Annotated in this window: 13 protein-coding genes; 5 read left to right on the top strand and 8 right to left on the bottom strand. The window is 69.0% G+C overall.

All coding sequences use genetic code 11. The annotated features are described in order from the left end of the window. Positions 1-22: 22 nt before the first annotated feature. A complete protein-coding gene (locus ABZV31_RS25105; RefSeq protein ID WP_355897857.1) occupies positions 23-2,413 on the bottom strand; it encodes a DUF6049 family protein in 2,391 nt (796 codons plus the stop codon). Positions 2,414-2,705: 292 nt separating this feature from the next. Between ABZV31_RS25105 and ABZV31_RS25100 the strand changes: the two genes are divergently transcribed. Continuing rightward, positions 2,706-4,151, top strand: coding sequence for a CCA tRNA nucleotidyltransferase (locus ABZV31_RS25100; protein ID WP_355897854.1), 1,446 nt, complete (start codon positions 2,706-2,708; stop codon positions 4,149-4,151). Positions 4,152-4,273: 122 nt separating this feature from the next. Here ABZV31_RS25100 and ABZV31_RS25095 read toward each other — a convergent pair whose 3' ends face one another. The 4 genes from ABZV31_RS25095 to ABZV31_RS25080 all read right to left on the bottom strand — a co-directional run bounded on the left by ABZV31_RS25095 (position 4,274) and on the right by ABZV31_RS25080 (position 8,127). Beyond that, on the bottom strand, positions 4,274-4,810 hold the full coding sequence (locus ABZV31_RS25095) for a hypothetical protein (RefSeq protein WP_355897851.1): 537 nt from the start codon (positions 4,808-4,810) through the stop codon (positions 4,274-4,276). 126 nt (positions 4,811-4,936) lie between these two features. Next, complete coding sequence (locus ABZV31_RS25090) at positions 4,937-6,199, bottom strand: MFS transporter (protein ID WP_355897849.1); 1,263 nt, start codon at positions 6,197-6,199, stop codon at positions 4,937-4,939. 117 nt (positions 6,200-6,316) lie between these two features. Then, positions 6,317-7,399, bottom strand: coding sequence for an inositol-3-phosphate synthase (locus tag ABZV31_RS25085; RefSeq protein WP_355897846.1), 1,083 nt, complete (start codon positions 7,397-7,399; stop codon positions 6,317-6,319). Between the two features lie 44 nt (positions 7,400-7,443). Further along, positions 7,444-8,127, bottom strand: a complete 684-nt coding sequence (locus ABZV31_RS25080) for a helix-turn-helix transcriptional regulator (protein ID WP_355897843.1) — start codon at positions 8,125-8,127, stop codon at positions 7,444-7,446. 384 nt (positions 8,128-8,511) lie between these two features. Between ABZV31_RS25080 and ABZV31_RS25075 the strand changes: the two genes are divergently transcribed. Together ABZV31_RS25075 and ABZV31_RS25070 are read left to right on the top strand one after the other, a co-directional pair. Further along, the gene (locus tag ABZV31_RS25075; RefSeq protein ID WP_355897840.1) at positions 8,512-11,130 is read left to right on the top strand and encodes a transglycosylase domain-containing protein; all 2,619 of its coding nucleotides are present in this window, start codon (positions 8,512-8,514) and stop codon (positions 11,128-11,130) included. A 374-nt stretch (positions 11,131-11,504) separates the two neighbouring features. Continuing rightward, positions 11,505-13,013: a glycosyltransferase 87 family protein gene (locus ABZV31_RS25070; RefSeq protein WP_355897837.1), complete on the top strand. Its 1,509-nt coding sequence runs from the start codon at positions 11,505-11,507 to the stop codon at positions 13,011-13,013. Between the two features lie 109 nt (positions 13,014-13,122). Here ABZV31_RS25070 and ABZV31_RS25065 read toward each other — a convergent pair whose 3' ends face one another. The 3 genes from ABZV31_RS25065 to ABZV31_RS25055 form a co-directional block, all read right to left on the bottom strand. After that, positions 13,123-14,154 (bottom strand): alanine racemase, encoded by a 1,032-nt coding sequence (locus ABZV31_RS25065; RefSeq protein ID WP_355897834.1) that lies wholly within the window; start codon positions 14,152-14,154, stop codon positions 13,123-13,125. Between the two features lie 65 nt (positions 14,155-14,219). After that, a complete protein-coding gene (gene femX, locus ABZV31_RS25060; RefSeq protein ID WP_355897831.1) occupies positions 14,220-15,341 on the bottom strand; it encodes a peptidoglycan bridge formation glycyltransferase FemX in 1,122 nt (373 codons plus the stop codon). 167 nt (positions 15,342-15,508) lie between these two features. Further along, entirely contained in the window at positions 15,509-15,826 is a 318-nt protein-coding gene (locus ABZV31_RS25055) for a hypothetical protein (protein ID WP_355897828.1), read from the bottom strand. Positions 15,827-16,102: 276 nt separating this feature from the next. On the opposite strand from ABZV31_RS25055, the gene rpsF reads away from it, so the two are divergent. Then, a complete protein-coding gene (gene rpsF / locus ABZV31_RS25050; RefSeq protein WP_355897826.1) occupies positions 16,103-16,393 on the top strand; it encodes a 30S ribosomal protein S6 in 291 nt (96 codons plus the stop codon). Positions 16,394-16,473: 80 nt separating this feature from the next. Then, on the top strand, positions 16,474-17,046 hold the full coding sequence (locus tag ABZV31_RS25045; protein ID WP_355897823.1) for a single-stranded DNA-binding protein: 573 nt from the start codon (positions 16,474-16,476) through the stop codon (positions 17,044-17,046). Positions 17,047-17,127 lie beyond the last annotated feature (81 nt).

Raw genomic sequence — 17,127 nt, 5'->3', positions numbered from 1 at the left:
GGGCCCACCGGCCACGACATCCTCAACGGTCCACTCTCTCACCCGTCCCGGACGGGTCGGCGCTTTCCGCTGCGGTGTCCGGTGTCGGGTCACTCGGCTGCTCCGGGTCGTCCGGCCCGGACCGGGTGCCGGACTCCTCCTTGAGACGGTCCGCGGGGCCCTCGGGGTTCTCCGGCTCGTCAACGGTCTCGCCGGTCTCGTCTGGGCCGTCCTCCGCCGCCTCCCGGGCGGCCGCGCGCTTGCGCTGGGTGTACATGCGGAAGCCGGCCAGGACGAGCAGCAGGACGCCGCCGCCGATGACCAGCATCACGGTGGCCGTGACCTCGGTGACCTTCACGTCGAAGGTGACGGGATCCCCGTACTCCTGGCCGTCCTGCGTGTACAGCTGGGCCACCACCGTCACGCGGCCGTTGGCGTTGGCCGACGTGGTGAACTTCACGGACTGGCTGTGCCCGCCGGAGACCGCTACGGGCTGCTCCGCGTAGGCCTTGCCGCCGATCTTGAGGCGCGTGGGGTTGGTCGAGGTGAGCCGCAGCACGAGGTGGTCGACGCCCTGCACCAGGTTGTTCTGCACGGTCACCGGGATGGTGGCGCTGCGCCCGGAGAGCTTCGTCTCCGACTTGTCGATCAGCTTGACCTGTTCGGCGAGGTCGTCGAGGTACCTTTCCACGCCGTTCCGGAAGGTCTCCGCCGCAGCGGTCCGGCCGCGCCAGGACGTGGACATCTCGCGGTTCATGGCCCGTCCGAAGGGCGTGACGACCCGGGACTGGTCGGTCAGTACCACCTTGAAGTTGTCGACCTTGTCCTGCGTCCTGGCGATCGCTTCGAAGGCGGGGCGCGTCAGCTCCCGCTTGCGCAGCGAGGAGGGGTAGTCCGAGGTCGACGGGACCCTCGTGGTGGCTCCGGGGTCCGGCTTGGCCTTGGCGGCCGCGGCGAGGTCCTGGGACTGCGACCAGGTGCCCTGCTGGAGGGCCGTCAGCGCCTGCGCCATGGCCTGGGCCTGGCTCGCGGTCGGCATGCGCTGCGGGGCGACGACGATGCTGCGCTGCTTGCCCGTCTGCAGGTTGAGCGCGAGGCTCTGGGCGAGGAACTGCTGCACGGCGAGCGTGGTGGTGCCGGCCTGCGTCATGTCGCCGTCGAACGCCGTCGACAGCGGCGCGTCCGCGACCACCGCCGTGGTGCCGCCGCCGACGGGGCGGGCCGCGGACGGCGTGTAGGTCAGGCCGCCGGTCTCCTGGAGGCTGTCGCTGCGCGCGATCACCTTGTCGGCGCCCGCGGAGGTGGCGACCTTGACGATCGAGGGGTCGACGGCGCCATCGACGGGCCAGGCGAAGTCCGTGCTCGGTTTCACGTGGAGCACCGTCTCCACCGTGCTGGCGGCGACGTCGGTGGCGTCCTTGAGCTGGCTCAGCGAGCCGGTAACGCTCGTGCCGATGTGGGCGAGGGAGGCCAGGTCGGGGTCGGCGAAGGGCAGCGCCACGACCTCCTTGCCGGCCACCGCCTCCTGCAGCTTGGCGAGCCACTGCTTGGCGACCGCCTGGTGGGTGCCCGCCGTGGTGGTGCCGCTGTCCGTCCGGATGCGGTAATTGCGCGTCATGGCGTCGACCGAAGCCAGCAGGTCCGGGTCGATGACCCAGGTGACGTCGAGGTCCTTGCCCAGCGACAGCATCTCGTCCAGGCGGCCGCCGGGGGCGAGGTCCTTGGCGAGGTCGTCGTTGAGGAAGACCGGCGTCTGCTGTTCACCGGGACCCGTCTCCGCCGTCATGTGGACGGTGGACACGAGCGGCCACAGATAGGTCGTCTTTGTCTTCGTGTCCGCCTCGGCGGGCTGCCACGGCAGGAACGTGTGCTGGATGCCCAGCACCTGTTCCCAGGGCTGCGCGGAGGTCTGGCCCGACAGCGAGACGGAGAACTCGTAGACCCCGTCCGCACCGAGGTTCAGCTTGTCGACCGGCACGGAGATGCTGAAGTGCTCGGCGACGCCCGGAGTGAGCTTGGCGAACTTCTGGACGTACTTGCCGCCGACCTCGGAGCCGTCGGCGCCCGGCACGTACCCGGTGCGCTGGGCGACCGCGTCGATCGCCGAGCGGGTGCTCAGTGCGGGGCCCACGCGCAGGCCCACGTGGGCGCCGGTGACCGCCTGCTTGCCGTTGTTCGTCACCGTGCCGGTGACGGTGAGCGTGTCCCCGTCCGAGGGGGCGCTGGGGCTGAGTGAGTCGAGTGAGACGGCCACCGTACGCGAGCCGGATGCGGCCCGGACGGAGTCCTGGCCGACGGCATGCGCGGACGGTGCGGCGGGCAGCTGGAGCAGGCCGGCGAGCAGGGGAGCCCCGGCGAGCAGTGCCCCGGCGCGCCGTAGCCAGCGGCGGGCAGGTGAGGGACTGGTCCCCTGGAAGTCTGCCGCCTCGGCCACGCGCTCGCCCGTCCCTCGTCGTCGTCAGTGGTCGTCGGAATGTGCGTCCAGGCATGGTAACGATGTGCGCCGAGCGGAAGTGCCGCGGAGTCTTCCACAAGATCGGGAATACCGGTGGGCAGCGCCGAATCTGCCCATATCCGGGGGGAGTGTTCCGTACATCACAAGGGCAGCGCTTTGGCCTGTACAGGGGGATCTGTAGGGGGAGCTGCTTACCGCGCGTGGGGAAAGCCGTCCACGCGCGATTAATGGCGGCGCGGCCGGTCGCCCGGGCCACGTACCCTGTTCTGTTGTGCCGAACGCCAACGAAGACACCCCCACTGCCCTGAGCCAGGTGCAGCAGCGCGCGGTGAGCGAACTGCTGCGGGTGGCCCCCGTCGCCGACGACCTCGCGCGCCGTTTCCAGGAGGCCGGGTTCTCACTCGCCCTGGTCGGCGGCTCGGTCCGGGACGCGCTGCTCGGCCGGCTCGGCAACGACCTGGACTTCACGACCGATGCCCGCCCCGAGGACGTACTGAAGATCATGCGGCCCTGGGCGGACGCGGTGTGGGAGGTCGGGATCGCCTTCGGCACGGTCGGGGCCCAGAAGCAGGGCTACCAGATCGAGGTGACCACCTACCGGTCGGAGGCCTACGACCGCTCGTCGCGCAAGCCCGAGGTGTCGTACGGCGACTCCATCGAGGAGGACCTCGTCCGGCGTGACTTCACCGTCAACGCGATGGCCCTGGCGCTCCCGGAGAAGAAGTTCATCGACCCGCACGGCGGGCTCGAGGACCTCGCGGCGCGGGTGCTGCGCACCCCCGGCACGCCCGAGGAGTCCTTCTCCGACGATCCGCTGCGGATGATGCGGGCCGCGCGCTTCGCCGCCCAGCTCGACTTCGAGGTAGCACCCGAGGTCGTCACGGCCATGAAGGACATGGCCGAGCGTATCCAGATCGTCTCGGCCGAGCGGATCCGGGACGAGCTGAACAAGCTGATCCTGTCCGCGCACCCGCGCAAGGGCCTGACGCTGCTGGTCGACACCGGGCTCGCCGACCGGGTGCTGCCCGAGCTGCCCGCCCTGCGTCTGGAGAGCGACGAGCACCACCGGCACAAGGACGTCTACGAGCACACGCTGATCGTCCTGGAGCAGGCGATCGCGCTGGAGGGTGAGGACGGCCCCGACCTCACCCTCCGCCTGGCCGCCCTGCTGCACGACATCGGCAAGCCGCGCACGCGCCGCTTCGAGAAGGACGGGCGGGTCTCGTTCCACCACCACGAGGTGGTCGGGGCGAAGATGGCCAAGAAGCGCCTGACGGCCTTGAAGTACTCCAACGAGCTGGTGAAGGACGTCTCGCGTCTGGTGGAACTCCACCTGCGCTTCCACGGCTACGGCACCGGCGAGTGGACGGACTCCGCCGTCCGCCGCTACGTCCGTGACGCCGGTCCGCTCCTCGACCGCCTCCACAAGCTGACGCGCTCCGACTGCACCACGCGCAACAAGCGCAAGGCGGCTGCGCTGTCCCGCGCGTACGACGGCCTGGAGCAGCGCATCGCGCAGCTCCAGGAGCAGGAGGAGCTCGACGCCATCCGCCCGGACCTCGACGGCAACCAGATCATGGAGATCCTGAGCGTCAAGCCTGGACCGGTCGTCGGCCGCGCCTACAAGCACATGCTGGAGCTCCGCCTGGAGTATGGGCCGATGGAGCACGACGCGGCGGTGGCGGCCCTCAAGGAGTGGTGGGCCGAGCAGGGCTGAGGTCGCAGGTCGCAGGCCGCGAAGCGCGGGTCATGTTTCACGTGAAACATGACCCCCAGGAAGCGCCGAGGGGCGATGTTTCACGTGAAACATCGCCCCTTCGTCATGAGTTGACCGAGGTGTTACTTGGTCTCCTTCAGGCAGAGCACCACGTCGTGGCCACCGCCGTACTGGACATAGGAGATCGTTGCGTCCGTGACGGCCTTGCACTTGTCCGTGTCGGTCGAGCCGTCGAACTTCTGGACCACCTTGTACTGGGCCTCACTGGACGAGCAGTCGACCTCCTTGAGGTCGGCCTTGGACATCGTGCCGTCGTTGTGCATGCAGGCGCCCACGGAGGTGGTCTCCGCGTCGTCGCGCGTCAGGAACCAGCCCGCGCCGAACTTGAGGATGCCGACGATGACCGCGACGACGATGGTGCCGACGATGCGTATGGCCTTCTTGCCCATGCGCTTGCCGGCCGGCGCGGGCGGCGGGGGAACGGGGGCGCCCTGCTGCTGCGGGAACGGGGCGTACGGCTGCTGCGGCGGGACTCCGGGCTGGCCGGTCTGCTGCGGGAAGCCACCCTGCGGCGGGTAGGGTGCCTGGGCCTGGGCCTGCCCGTAGGGCTGCTGGTCCTGGGCGTACGGGTTCTGGCTCTGGGGCGGCGGAGTGGTCACTTGGGGGTCCCCCTAGAACATCGGCGCGTGTGACGCGGGCATGGCGCGAAATAAGACGCACGTAAGCTACCGGTCCTCACTGACAACCCTGTAACCCAGAGGGGCCCTGTGTCATTGATGTGACACTTACTGACGCCCAGAACGGGCCATAGCCACCGCAACTGCTCCGTAGGCAAGGGCCACTGTGACCACCAGCACCGCGGAGTGGCCGTCCGGTGGCAACATCAGAGCGGCCACCCCGGCCGCCCCGACAAAGGCGACATTGAACAACACGTCGTAAACGGAGAAGATCCGGCCACGGAAGCCGTCGTCGACCGCGGACTGCACGACCGTGTCCGTGGAGATCTTCGCGCCCTGGGTGGTCAGACCCAGGACGAAGGCTGCGACCAGCAGGGGGCCGGTGGCGAACGGAAGGCCGAGGGCGGGTTCCAGAACCGCGGCGGACGCGGCGCACACGACGATCCAGCGGGTGGGACCGAGTCGCCCGGCCGCCCACGGGGTCACGACCGCCGCCGCGAAGAATCCGGCGCCGGAGACGCCCAACGCCAGCCCCAGCAGGCGCACCCCGTCGTCCGCGTTCGATGTCAGGCCGTACCGGCACAGCATCAGCACCATGACCGTCAGCGCGCCGTAGCAGAACCGCATCAGCGTCATCGAGGTCAGCGCCCAGGCGGCCTCCCTGCGCGGCGGGGCGGTGAGGTGCCGTATGCCCGCCACCAGGTCGCGCGCGGTGCCGGTCAGCGCAGCGGAGAGCCGTGGCTGCACCAACTCCTGGTCGGGGCCGAGCAGTTCCGGCGCCATGAGCAGCGACGCGAGAGCCGCGCACAGGTAGAGGGCGGCTCCCAACAGCACCACGGCCGCGTCGGAGTGCGCCGCCACCAGGCGTGCGACGAAGGCTAGGCCTCCGCCCGCGAACGCGGCCAGGGTTCCGGCGGTCGGCGACAGGGAGTTGGCCATCACCAGGCGCTCGGCGTCGACCACCCGCGGCAGGGCGGCGGACAGGCCCGAGAGGACGAAGCGGTTGACGGCGGTGACGCACAGCGCGGAGACGTAGAACAGCCAGTCCGGGACCGCGGCGACCATCAGCGCGGCCGTCGCCGCCGCCATCACCGCGCGCACCAGGTTGCCGTACAGGAAGACCTGGCGGCGCCGCCAGCGGTCCAGCAGGACGCCGGCGAAGGGGCCGACCACGGAGTACGGGAGCAGCAGCACCGCCAGCGCGGAGGCGATCGCGGCGGCCGAGGTCTGCCTCTCCGGGGAGAAGACGACGTAGGTGGCGAGCGCGACCTGGTAGACGCCGTCGGCGCCCTGGGAGAGCAGCCGTACGGCGAGCAGGCGCCTGAAGCCCTGGAAGCGCAGCAGGACGCGCAGGTCACAGACGACGGCCATGGGGCACAGCCTCACATACGCGAGGTCCCCGGGTCGTACAACCCGGGGAACCCCAGCAGCCCTGGCAGGAGCAGGCTTGGCGCGCGGCGCGGTGTCGAGCTAGCGCGCGGCGCTGTGCTAGCGCTCGACCTCACCGCGGATGAACTTCTCGACGTTCTCGCGGGCCTCGTCGTCGAAGTACTGGACCGGCGGGGACTTCATGAAGTACGAGGACGCCGACAGGATCGGGCCGCCGATGCCGCGATCCTTGGCGATCTTCGCGGCGCGCAAGGCGTCGATGATGACGCCGGCGGAGTTCGGGGAGTCCCACACCTCGAGCTTGTACTCCAGGTTCAGCGGGACGTCGCCGAAGGCGCGGCCCTCGAGGCGGACGTAGGCCCACTTGCGGTCGTCGAGCCAGGCGACGTAGTCGGACGGGCCGATGTGGACGTTCTTCTCGCCGAGGTCCCGGTCGGGGATCTGGGAAGTGACGGCCTGCGTCTTGGAGATCTTCTTGGACTCCAGGCGCTCGCGCTCGAGCATGTTCTTGAAGTCCATGTTGCCGCCGACGTTCAGCTGCATCGTGCGGTCCAGAATGACGCCCCGGTCCTCGAACAGCTTCGCCATGACGCGGTGCGTGATGGTGGCGCCGACCTGCGACTTGATGTCGTCACCGACGATCGGGACGCCCGCCTCGGTGAACTTGTCCGCCCACTCCTTGGTGCCGGCGATGAAGACCGGGAGGGCGTTGACGAAGGCGACCTTGGCGTCGATGGCGCACTGGGCGTAGAACTTCGCCGCGTCCTCGGAGCCGACGGGCAGGTAGCAGACGAGAACGTCGACCTGCTTGTCCTTGAGGACCTGGACGACGTCGACCGGCACCTCGGCGGACTCCTCGATAGTGGCGCGGTAGTACTTGCCGAGGCCGTCGAGGGTGTGGCCGCGCTGGACCGTCACACCGGTGGTGGGCACGTCGCAGATCTTGATGGTGTTGTTCTCGGAGGCGCCGATGGCGTCCGCGAGGTCGAGGCCGACCTTCTTCGCGTCGACGTCGAAGGCGGCGACGAACTCGATGTCACGCACGTGGTAGTCGCCGAACTGCACGTGCATGAGGCCCGGGACCTTGGACGCCGGGTCGGCGTCCTTGTAGTACTCGACGCCCTGTACCAACGACGCGGCGCAGTTGCCCACGCCGACGATGGCTACGCGAACCGAACCCATTCCGGTTGCTCCCTGTGTGTACTCGGTGAAGCCCCGACGGGACCTCACGTGGCGGTGTCGTCGGGCGTATCCGGCCGGGGAGACTCCCCGGACCGGGGCAGGCCGCCCGTCGCTCCAGATGTGGTGTCCTGCTGAGCGGACCCGCCGGAGGCGGAACCCTTGAGATCCCGCCCGGCCCGCTCGCTCTCGATGAGCTCGTTCAGCCAGCGCACTTCGCGCTCCACGGACTCCATCCCGTGGCGCTGGAGCTCGAGGGTGTAGTCGTCGAGGCGCTCCCGGGTGCGCGCCAGGGAGGCGCGCATCTTCTCCAGGCGTTCCTCCAGCCGGCTGCGGCGGCCCTCGAGCACGCGCATGCGTACGTCGCGCGACGTCTGCCCGAAGAAGGCGAAGCGCGCGGCGAAGTGCTCGTCGTCGTACGTGTCGGGGCCGGTCTGCGAGAGCAGCTCCTCGAAGTGCTCCTTACCTTCCGCCGTCAACCGGTAGACGATTTTGGCGCGGCGCCCCGCGAGCGGGGCGGCGACGGCGTCCTCGGAGGTGTTCCCCGGCTCCTCGGTCAACCAGCCGTTGGCGACCAGCGTCTTGAGGCAGGGGTAGAGCGTCCCGTAGCTGAAGGCACGGAACACACCCAGTGACGTATTGAGTCGTTTGCGCAGCTCATAGCCGTGCATCGGGGATTCGCGGAGCAGGCCGAGTACGGCGAACTCGAGGATTCCGGAACGCCGGCCCATCGTCGCCTCCTCTCTGCCGCGACCCGTGGTGACAGGTGCCGTGACGGTTTTATGTCGCGCTGATATATCGACTCGATACATCACGACGATAGAACGGCCATCCGGATGCGACAAGAGGGGGCATGGTGAACGGGATCACATCACCGATTCGTTGGCGGCAAGTTGCCTTATTTGGGGTGAACTTCAGGGCTAGGCAGGTTTTGACGGTGCGTAGTCTGTGCGCCATGCACACCACCGGGAACCGAGTGACGCCCGGGGACGTCCTCGTCCTCGGTGCAGTACGGGTGAATGCAGAACCGACCACATCCGTACTTCGGGGGGACCGGAAACCAGCCGCCGTTTCCAGGCGCGCAAGGGTGCGCCTGCCCGAGGAGTAATCGTTCGATGAGCGAGCACCGTCGCAAACCGCCGCAGCCGCAGGGAGGCGGACGTGCCGCGGCCCGACGCGGCCAGCCCGGCTCGTCCTCCGGTCGCCGTGCGGCACCGCGAGGCGCCACCGGATCTCCTGCCGACTCCTATGGGTCCAGTTCCTATGGGTCGGGTTCCTATGGCGCGGGGGGTGAGGAGCGCCCGTACGGCGGCCGTGCCGAGGCCCGGCGGGCGGCGCAGAGAAACGCCGGCCGGCGCAGAGCGGCCGAACCCGGCCGGCGCGGCGGTCCCGGCGGCCCGAACGGGCCCGGGCGCGGGCGGACGGCTCCGCCCGGCAGGAAGCGGTTCATCGACTACCCGCGCGCGGGTAAGTACGGCGCAGCACGCTGGCTGCCGTCCTGGAAACTCGTCACCGGGACCTTCCTCACCTTCATCGGCGGCCTGATGGTCGCCGCCGGCATCGGGTACGCCATGGTGAGCGTCCCCGTCGCCAACAAGACGGCCCTGGCCGAGAACAACGTCTTCTACTGGTCCGACGGCAGCCAGATGGCGGCCACCGGCGGCCAGACCAACCGCCAGATCGTGCAGCCCTCGGAGATTCCGAAGGACATGAAGAACGCGGTGGTCTCCGCCGAGAACGCGTCCTTCTACAGCGACAAGGGCGTCGACCCGATGGGCATCGCGCGCGCCCTGGTGAACATGGCCCGGGGCGGCCAGACGCAGGGTGGCTCGACCATCACCCAGCAGTTCGTGAAGAACACCTACCTGAGCCAGGAGCAGACGCTTACCCGCAAGTTCAAGGAGCTCTTCATCTCCATCAAGGTCAACTCGAGGATGTCGAAGGACGAGATCCTCGCGGGTTACCTCAACACGGCCTACTACGGCCGCAACGCATACGGGATCCAGGCGGCCGCCCAGGCCTACTTCGGCGTGGACGCCAAGGACCTCACCACCGAGCAGTGCGCCTTCCTCGCGGCCGTCCTCAAGGGCCCGAACCTGTACAACCCCGACGGCGGCGTCGGCGCCAGCGCCACACCGGATGCCAACACCCAGCGGGCCAAGGCGCGGTGGAACTGGATCCTGGGCCGGATGGTGGAACTGAAGAAGCTGTCCGCTTCCCAGCGGCCCTCGCCCAGCCAGTTCCCCAAGTTCAAGAAGCAGTCGTCGTCCCTGTCCGGGCAGACCGGATACCTCGTCGACATCGCCAAGGAGTACGTGGCGAAGAAGGCCGGGCTGACGCCCGAGGACCTGGAGAAGGGCGGCTACCGGATCTACACGACCTTCGACAAGAAGAAGGTCAACGAGCTGGAAGCGGCTGTCAAGAAGACCGAGAAGAGCTTCCTCAACCCCAAGATCCGCCCGGAGGACAAGCACGTCCAGTTCGGTGCGGCCTCGGTCGACCCGAACAGCGGCGCGCTCGTCGCCCTCTACGGCGGTGAGGGCTACGACAAGGGGCACTACACCAACAACGCCAACACGACGGGTGTCCCGGTCGGCTCCACCTGGAAGCCCATCGTGTTGGCCGCCGCGATGAAGTACGGCACCTACAAGACCCGCCCGGAGCCCCTTTCGCCGCTGGCCAAGTACAACGGCAACGACCTCGTCGTGATCCGGAACCAGAACGGCGACCCGATCATGGGCAACAACGGCAAGCCGTTCCGCCAGAAGAACGAAGGCACCACCAACTGGGGCATGGTCACCCTCAAGAAGGCCATGGAACAGTCGATCAACACGCCGTTCGCCCAGCTGGGCATCGACGTGGGCCTGGGCAGGACGCGGGACGTCGCGCAGTCGATCGGCATCCTGCCGGAGTCCTTCGACAAGGGGAACCTCAACAACGTGTCCTTCTCGCTCGGTACGTCGACGCCGAGCGCCATCCGCATGGCCGACGCCTACGGCACGTTCGCCGCCTCCGGTGAGCACCACGAGCCGTACTCGGTCATCAAGGTGATGAAGGACGGCAAGCAGCTCCCCGGCTTCACCGCCCCCAAGGCACAGGAGGCCCTGGACGCGAACGTCGCCAACAACATCACGGACGTCCTGCAGAACGTGGTCCGGAACGGCACTGGCAAGAAGGTCGCGGACATCGGCTTCCCGGTGGCCGGCAAGACCGGTACGACCGACAAGAACAAGTCGGCGTGGTTCGTCGGATACACCCGGGAGCTGTCCACGGCTGTCACGCTGTTCCGCACCGACCCGGCCAAGGGCAAGCTGCTGTCAATGAACGGCACCGGCGGTGTCCCCTCCATCCACGGTGGTGACATCCCGGCCCAGATCTGGAAGGACTACATGGCGGAGGCGCTGAAGGACGCCTCCCACAAGCCCTTCCCGCCTGCCGAGCCCATCGGTGAGGTCATCAACGACACCCCGACCCCGTCGGCGACCCCGACCCCGACGCAGACCGTCGAGGACAGCCCGACGCCGACCCCGACGCCCAGCCAGACCACCACCAGCCCGACACCCACGCCGACCGATACCTGCGGCTTCTTCGGCTGCAACAACGGCGGTGGGAACGGCAACGGAGGCAGCACGGACGGGGGCACCACCCCGACCCCGACACCGACGGACACCGGTGGCGGCGGCACCAGCAGAGGCAACGGCAACGGTGGCTTCTTCGGAGGCCCGAACGGTTGAGCGTGGTCGGCCGTCGCAGCCGACACGGCACACGAGGCGGTGCCACCGGTCCATCCGGTGGCACCGCCTCGCGGTTTCCGCCGGAGATACCGACCCCCTACGCGGACGCTCGGCCGGTAAACCACCGCCGGTCCGCCCACGAGCTTCCCGGGCCGTCCCGCACGGCGAACGGACCGGGTGGCTGTGCCACGGGTCACAGCACGGTGAGGACGATTGGTTGTGACTGCCCAGGAGAGGCGGAACTCCGACGGCGGTGATCGCGGCGGGAGGAGTTCCGGCGGGGCTGATCCAGACCACCTGGAGACGGCGCTCCTGGGCCGCGACTCGGGACGACGGGGCAGCCACGCTCAGGGACGTACGGCAGGATGTGGCCCATGCCCAGTGCTGAATCGACGCACGCGCGCGTGCACGAGCCCGACCCGGTGCGGCCGACCAAGGAGGACGAGGTCGCCGCGGCCGGCAGCGAGCTGATCGGCGGCCCCGTGGGGCGGCGCGCCCTGCTCGGGACGTCCTGGTGGACTCCCGTGCGGGTCGTCGCGCTCGTCGCGATCGGCTTGTTCGCCCTCGGCCTGGTCCAGAAGGCGCCCTGCTACAACGGCGCCTGGTTCTTCGGTGCCAGTTCGCAGTACACGAAGGCCTGCTACTCGGACATCCCGCACCTGTACCAGGGGCGTGGCTTCGCCGACGGGCTCGTGCCGTACTTCGACAAGCTTCCCGGCGACATGGACTACCTCGAGTACCCGGTGCTGACCGGCGTGTTCATGGAGGTGGCCGCATGGCTGACGCCCGGCAGCGGCAGCATCCAGCACCAGGAGCAGTGGTACTGGATGGTCAACGCCGGGCTGCTGATGGTGTGCGCGGCCGTCACCGCCGTCTGCGTGGCCCGCACGCACGCCCGGCGGCCGTGGGACGGCCTGCTGGTCGCCCTGGCGCCGGCCTTCGCGCTGACCGCCACCATCAACTGGGACCTGCTGGCGGTCGCCCTGACGGCCGCCGCGATGCTGATGTGGTCCCGGGGCCGGTCCCTCGCCTTCGGCGTCCTGCTGGGGCTCGCCACGGCCGCCAAGCTCTACCCCGCCTTCCTGCTCGGCCCGCTGCTCGTGCTGTGCTGGCGCGCCGGCAAGTGGCGGGAGTACGGCAAGGCGCTGGGCGGCGCCATGGTCGCCTGGCTGGTGGTGAACCTCCCCGTGATGCTGTTCGCTTTCGAGGGGTGGTCGAAGTTCTACCGGTTCAGCCACGACCGGGGCGTCGACTTCGGGTCCTTCTGGCTGATCATGGCCCAGAACTCCAGCAACCCGCTCAGCACCGACACCGTCAACACGCTCGCCACGCTGCTCATGCTGCTGTGCTGCGGGGGCATCGCGGCGCTCGGGCTGACCGCCCCCCGCCGCCCACGCTTCGCCCAGCTGGCCTTCCTGATCATCGCGGCCTTCATCGTCACCAACAAGGTCTACTCCCCGCAGTACGTCCTGTGGCTGGTGCCCCTGGCCGCGCTGGCCCGGCCGAAGTGGCGGGACTTCCTGATCTGGCAGGCGTGCGAGGTGGCGTACTTCCTGGGGATCTGGATGTACCTCGCGTACACGACCAGCGGAGAGGCCCACAAGGGTCTGCCGACCGACGGCTACCACTGGGCGATCGGCATGCATCTGCTCGGGACGCTGTACCTGAGTGCGGTCGTCGTGCGCGACATCCTCATGCCGGAGCGGGACGTGGTGCGCCGGGCCGGGGACGACGACCCCTCGGGCGGCGTGCTCGACGGCGCGGAGGACGTCTTCGTGCTCGGCGCCGCTGCCCATCCGCCGCGCCACGCGGCCCACTTCGACGGGCCGCAGGTGGAGTGGGGCAGCCCCGGCACGTCCTCCCCGGGAGACAGTTCGCTCTGAGCGAACAAGGCGTAGGAAGGCCACACGAAAGAAGGCCGTACGAAAAGGCCGTACACGGGACCTCCCGTGTACGGCCTTTTCGTACGGCCTTTCGTTTACGCAGAGACTCTCAGCGGTCCACGAGGCGGTCGAACTGTGTCGTGGTGTGCCGCAGATGGGCCACCAGCTCGTCGCCGACCTTCGGCTCCGGGGCGTCCGCGGGCACGAACAGGATCGAGACCTGCATGTGGGGCGGCTCCGCGAACCAGCGCTGCTTGCCGCCCCAGACGAACGGAGAAAGGTTCCGGTTGACCGTGGCGAGGCCGGCGCGCGCGACGCCCTTGGCACGCGGCATGACGCCGTGCAGCGCCTTCGGGGCCTCCAGGCCCACCCCGTGCGACGTACCGCCCGCCACGACCACCAGGAAGCCGTCGGAGGCCGCCTTCTGCTGCCGGTAGCCGAAGCGGTCGCCCTTGGCGACACGGGTGACGTCCAGGACCGCGCCGCGGTACTCGGTGGCCTCGTGGTCCCCCAGCCACAGCCGCGTGCCGATGCGGGCGCGGAAGCGGGTCTGCGGGAACTGCTGCTGCAGCCGGGCGAGTTCCTCGGCCTTGAGGTGGCTCACGAACATCGTGTGCAGCGGCAGCCGGGCCGCGCGCAGCCGGTCCATCCAGCCGATGACCTCCTCGACGGCGTCCGAGCCGTCGGTACGGTCCAGCGGCAGGTGGATGGCGAAGCCCTCCAGGCGGACGTTCTCGATGGCGGCGTGCAGCTGCGGCAGGTCCTGCTCGCTGATGCCGTGCCGCTTCATCGAGGACATCACCTCGATGACGACGCGGGCCCCGACGAGGCCGTACACGCCGTCGACCGACGACACCGAGCGGACGACCCGGTCGGGCAGCGGCACGGGCTCCTCGCCGCGCCGGTACGGCGTCAGCACCAGCAGGTCACCGCTGAACCAGTCCTTTATGCGCGCGGCCTCGTACGTCGTGCCGACGGCGAGCATGTCCGCGCCCAGCCGCGTGGCCTCCTCCGCCAATCGCTCGTGCCCGAAGCCGTAGCCGTTGCCCTTGCATACCGGGACGAGCCCCGGGAACTGCTCCTGCACGTGCTTGTGGTGCGCCCGCCAGCGCGCGGTGTCGACGTAGAGCGTGAGCGCCATGGCCGGACCTGGAACCTTTCTGGTTGCTGCGGTGTATGGGAGGTATGAGAGGAGATTGTGGCGACTCAGCGGCGCGACATGTAGATGTCGAGCGCCTTGTGGAGCAGCTTGTTCAGCGGGAAGTCCCACTCGCCGAGGTACTCGGCGGCCTGACCGCCGGTGCCCACCTTGAACTGGATCAGGCCGAAGAGGTGGTCGGTCTCGTCCAGCGAGTCGGAGATGCCGCGCAGGTCGTAGACGGTGGCGCCGAGCGCGTAGGCGTCGCGCAGCATCCGCCACTGCATCGCGTTCGAGGGCCGGACCTCACGGCCGATGTTGTCGGAGGCGCCGTAGGAGTACCAGACGTGCCCGCCGACGATCAGCATCGTCGCCGCCGACAGGTTCACACCGTTGTGGCGGGCGAAGTACAGCCGCATGCGGTTGGGGTCCTCGGAGTTGAGGGCCGTCCACATGCGCTGGAAGTACGCCAGCGGGCGGGGCCGGAAGTGGTCACGCACGGCCGTGATCTCGTACAGCCGCTGCCACTCGGGCAGATCCTCGTAGCCGCCCTGGACGACCTCGACGCCGGCCTTCTCGGCCTTCTTGATGTTGCGGCGCCACAGCTGGTTGAAGTTCTTGTGGACCTCTTCCAGGGAGCGGTTGGCGAGCGGCACCTGGAAGACGTAGCGCGGCTGTACGTCGCCGAAGCCGGCGCCGCCGTCCTCGCCCTGCTGCCAGCCCATGCGGCGCAGCTTGTCGGCGACCTCGAAGGCGCGCGGCTCGATGAAGTCGGCCTCCAGGTCCCGCAGACGCTTCACGTCCGGGTCCTGGATGCCCTGCTTGATGGTCGACGCCTCCCAGCGCCGGATGACCACCGGCGGGCCCATCTTCACGGAGAAGGCCCCCTGCTGCTTGAGGTGCGCCAGCATCGGCTGGATCCAGTCGTCGAGGTTCGGCGCGAACCAGTTGATGACCGGGCCCTCGGGCAGATAGGCAAGGTACCGTTTGATCTTGGGCAGCTGGCGGTAGAGGACGAGGCCCACGCCGACCAGCTCGCCGGTCCGGTCGTCGAACCAGCCGAGGTTCTCCGAGCGCCACTCCGCCTTGACGTCCGCCCATGCCGGAACCTGCATGTGACTCGCCGCGGGCAGGCTCTGGATGTAGGCCAGATGCTGCTCTCGACTGATGGTCCTCAGGGTCAGGCTCATTCGGGGCGCTCCTCGGGCTGGCGTGTCCCCATGGGTTCAGGGGCTCCGGCTCTCGCGCCGAAGCCTACTGCGCCTTGGGAGCGCCCCAAATGACCGTACGGAACCTTCGTCCCGGCCTGTGGGCCGCCGAGGCGTTGAGCAGTAACAGATGGAGGGTGCGCCTGGCGTCAGCCGACGAGGCCGCCGAAGAGGCCGCCGTGCGCCATGCCGAGAAAGAAGCCGACCGCCGAGGCACCGAGGCCGAGGATCAGCCCGAAGCGCTGGCGCGTCGTCTCCGAGACCCACTGGCCGTACGCACCGGTGAGGATGCCCACCAGGCCGGTCCAGGAGCTCAGCAGGTGCAGGTTCTCGAACATCGCCGTGATGATGGCCGTCACGCCCAGCACCAGGGTCACCGCGAGGAGGGTGTCCTGGAGCGGGTGGGACTTGCCGTCCGTGGCGAAAAGGCCGCCGGCGGCGGTGTTGGGTCGCATCGTCTGTGCCATGGGGCACCTCCTGCGAAAGGGCGGCGCATCGTAGCGCCGTGCACACCCGAGGTGTCCAGGTTGACGGGTCCTGCGACCCGATTTCAACCGGAAGCGGGGGTGCGGGTACTCTGTACGGTCTGCACCGGTGTCTGCCCAGGCAGAGTCAAGGCGAACCTGGCGATTCCGTCGGCTGACCCCCGATTGTCAGTGGCGGCCGATACCGTTGCGTACGCATCACAACCCTCCTGCCACGGAACGACCGTGGCCGCTGAGTCCAAAGGAGGTGGGTTCCACATGCGTCACTACGAGGTGATGGTCATCCTCGACCCCGATCTCGAGGAGCGCGCTGTCTCCCCGCTGGTCGAGAACTTCCTTTCCGTCGTCCGTGACGGTGGCGGAAAGGTCGAGAAGGTCGACACCTGGGGCCGTCGTCGTCTCGCGTACGAGATCAAGAAGAAGCCCGAGGGCATCTACTCGGTCATCGACCTGCAGGCCGAGCCTGCGGTCGTCAAGGAGCTCGACCGCCAGATGAACCTGAACGAGTCGGTCCTCCGGACCAAGGTCCTCCGCCCCGAGACCCACTGAGCTCTCCCGCTCAGCTGATCCCGGGATTCGAGTAGCAGCACAAGCAGCCAGCAGCAGCAAACCCGCCGAGAGGTTCCCCCATGGCAGGCGAGACCGTCATCACGGTCATCGGCAATCTTGTCGACGACCCCGAGCTGCGCTTCACCCCCTCCGGTGCGGCGGTCGCGAAGTTCCGTGTCGCGTCCACCCCCCGCACCTTCGACCGCCAGACCAACGAGTGGAAGGACGGCGAGAGCCTCTTCCTGACCTGCTCGGTCTGGCGCCAGGCGGCGGAGAACGTCGCCGAGTCGCTTCAGCGAGGCATGCGTGTCATCGTGCAGGGCCGGCTGAAGCAGCGGTCCTACGAGGACCGCGAGGGCGTCAAGCGCACGGTCTACGAACTGGACGTCGAGGAAGTCGGCGCCAGCCTGCGCAACGCCACGGCCAAGGTCACCAAGACCACCGGCCGCGGTGGCCAGGGCGGTTACGGCGGCGGTGGCGGCCAGGGCGGCGGCTGGGGCGGCAGCCCCGGTGGCGGCCAGCAGGGCGGTGCTCCGGCCGACGACCCGTGGGCGACCGGCGCTCCCGCCGGTGGCAACCAGGGCGGCGGCTGGGGCGGCGGCTCCGGCGGCTCCGCCGGCGGTGGCGGCTACTCGGACGAGCCCCCCTTCTAGGCCTTCTGGCCGGGTCCTTCGGACCGGGCCGGGTCGAGGGTGGGTCGTACCCAAACTTCTTGATCACACAGGAGAAACACC

Source organism: Streptomyces sp. NPDC005202 (assembly GCF_040608235.1).
Taxonomy (GTDB): domain Bacteria; phylum Actinomycetota; class Actinomycetes; order Streptomycetales; family Streptomycetaceae; genus Streptomyces.
The sequence above is the reverse complement of the archived record's forward strand: the minus strand, read 5'-3'. Positions and strand labels throughout refer to the sequence as shown.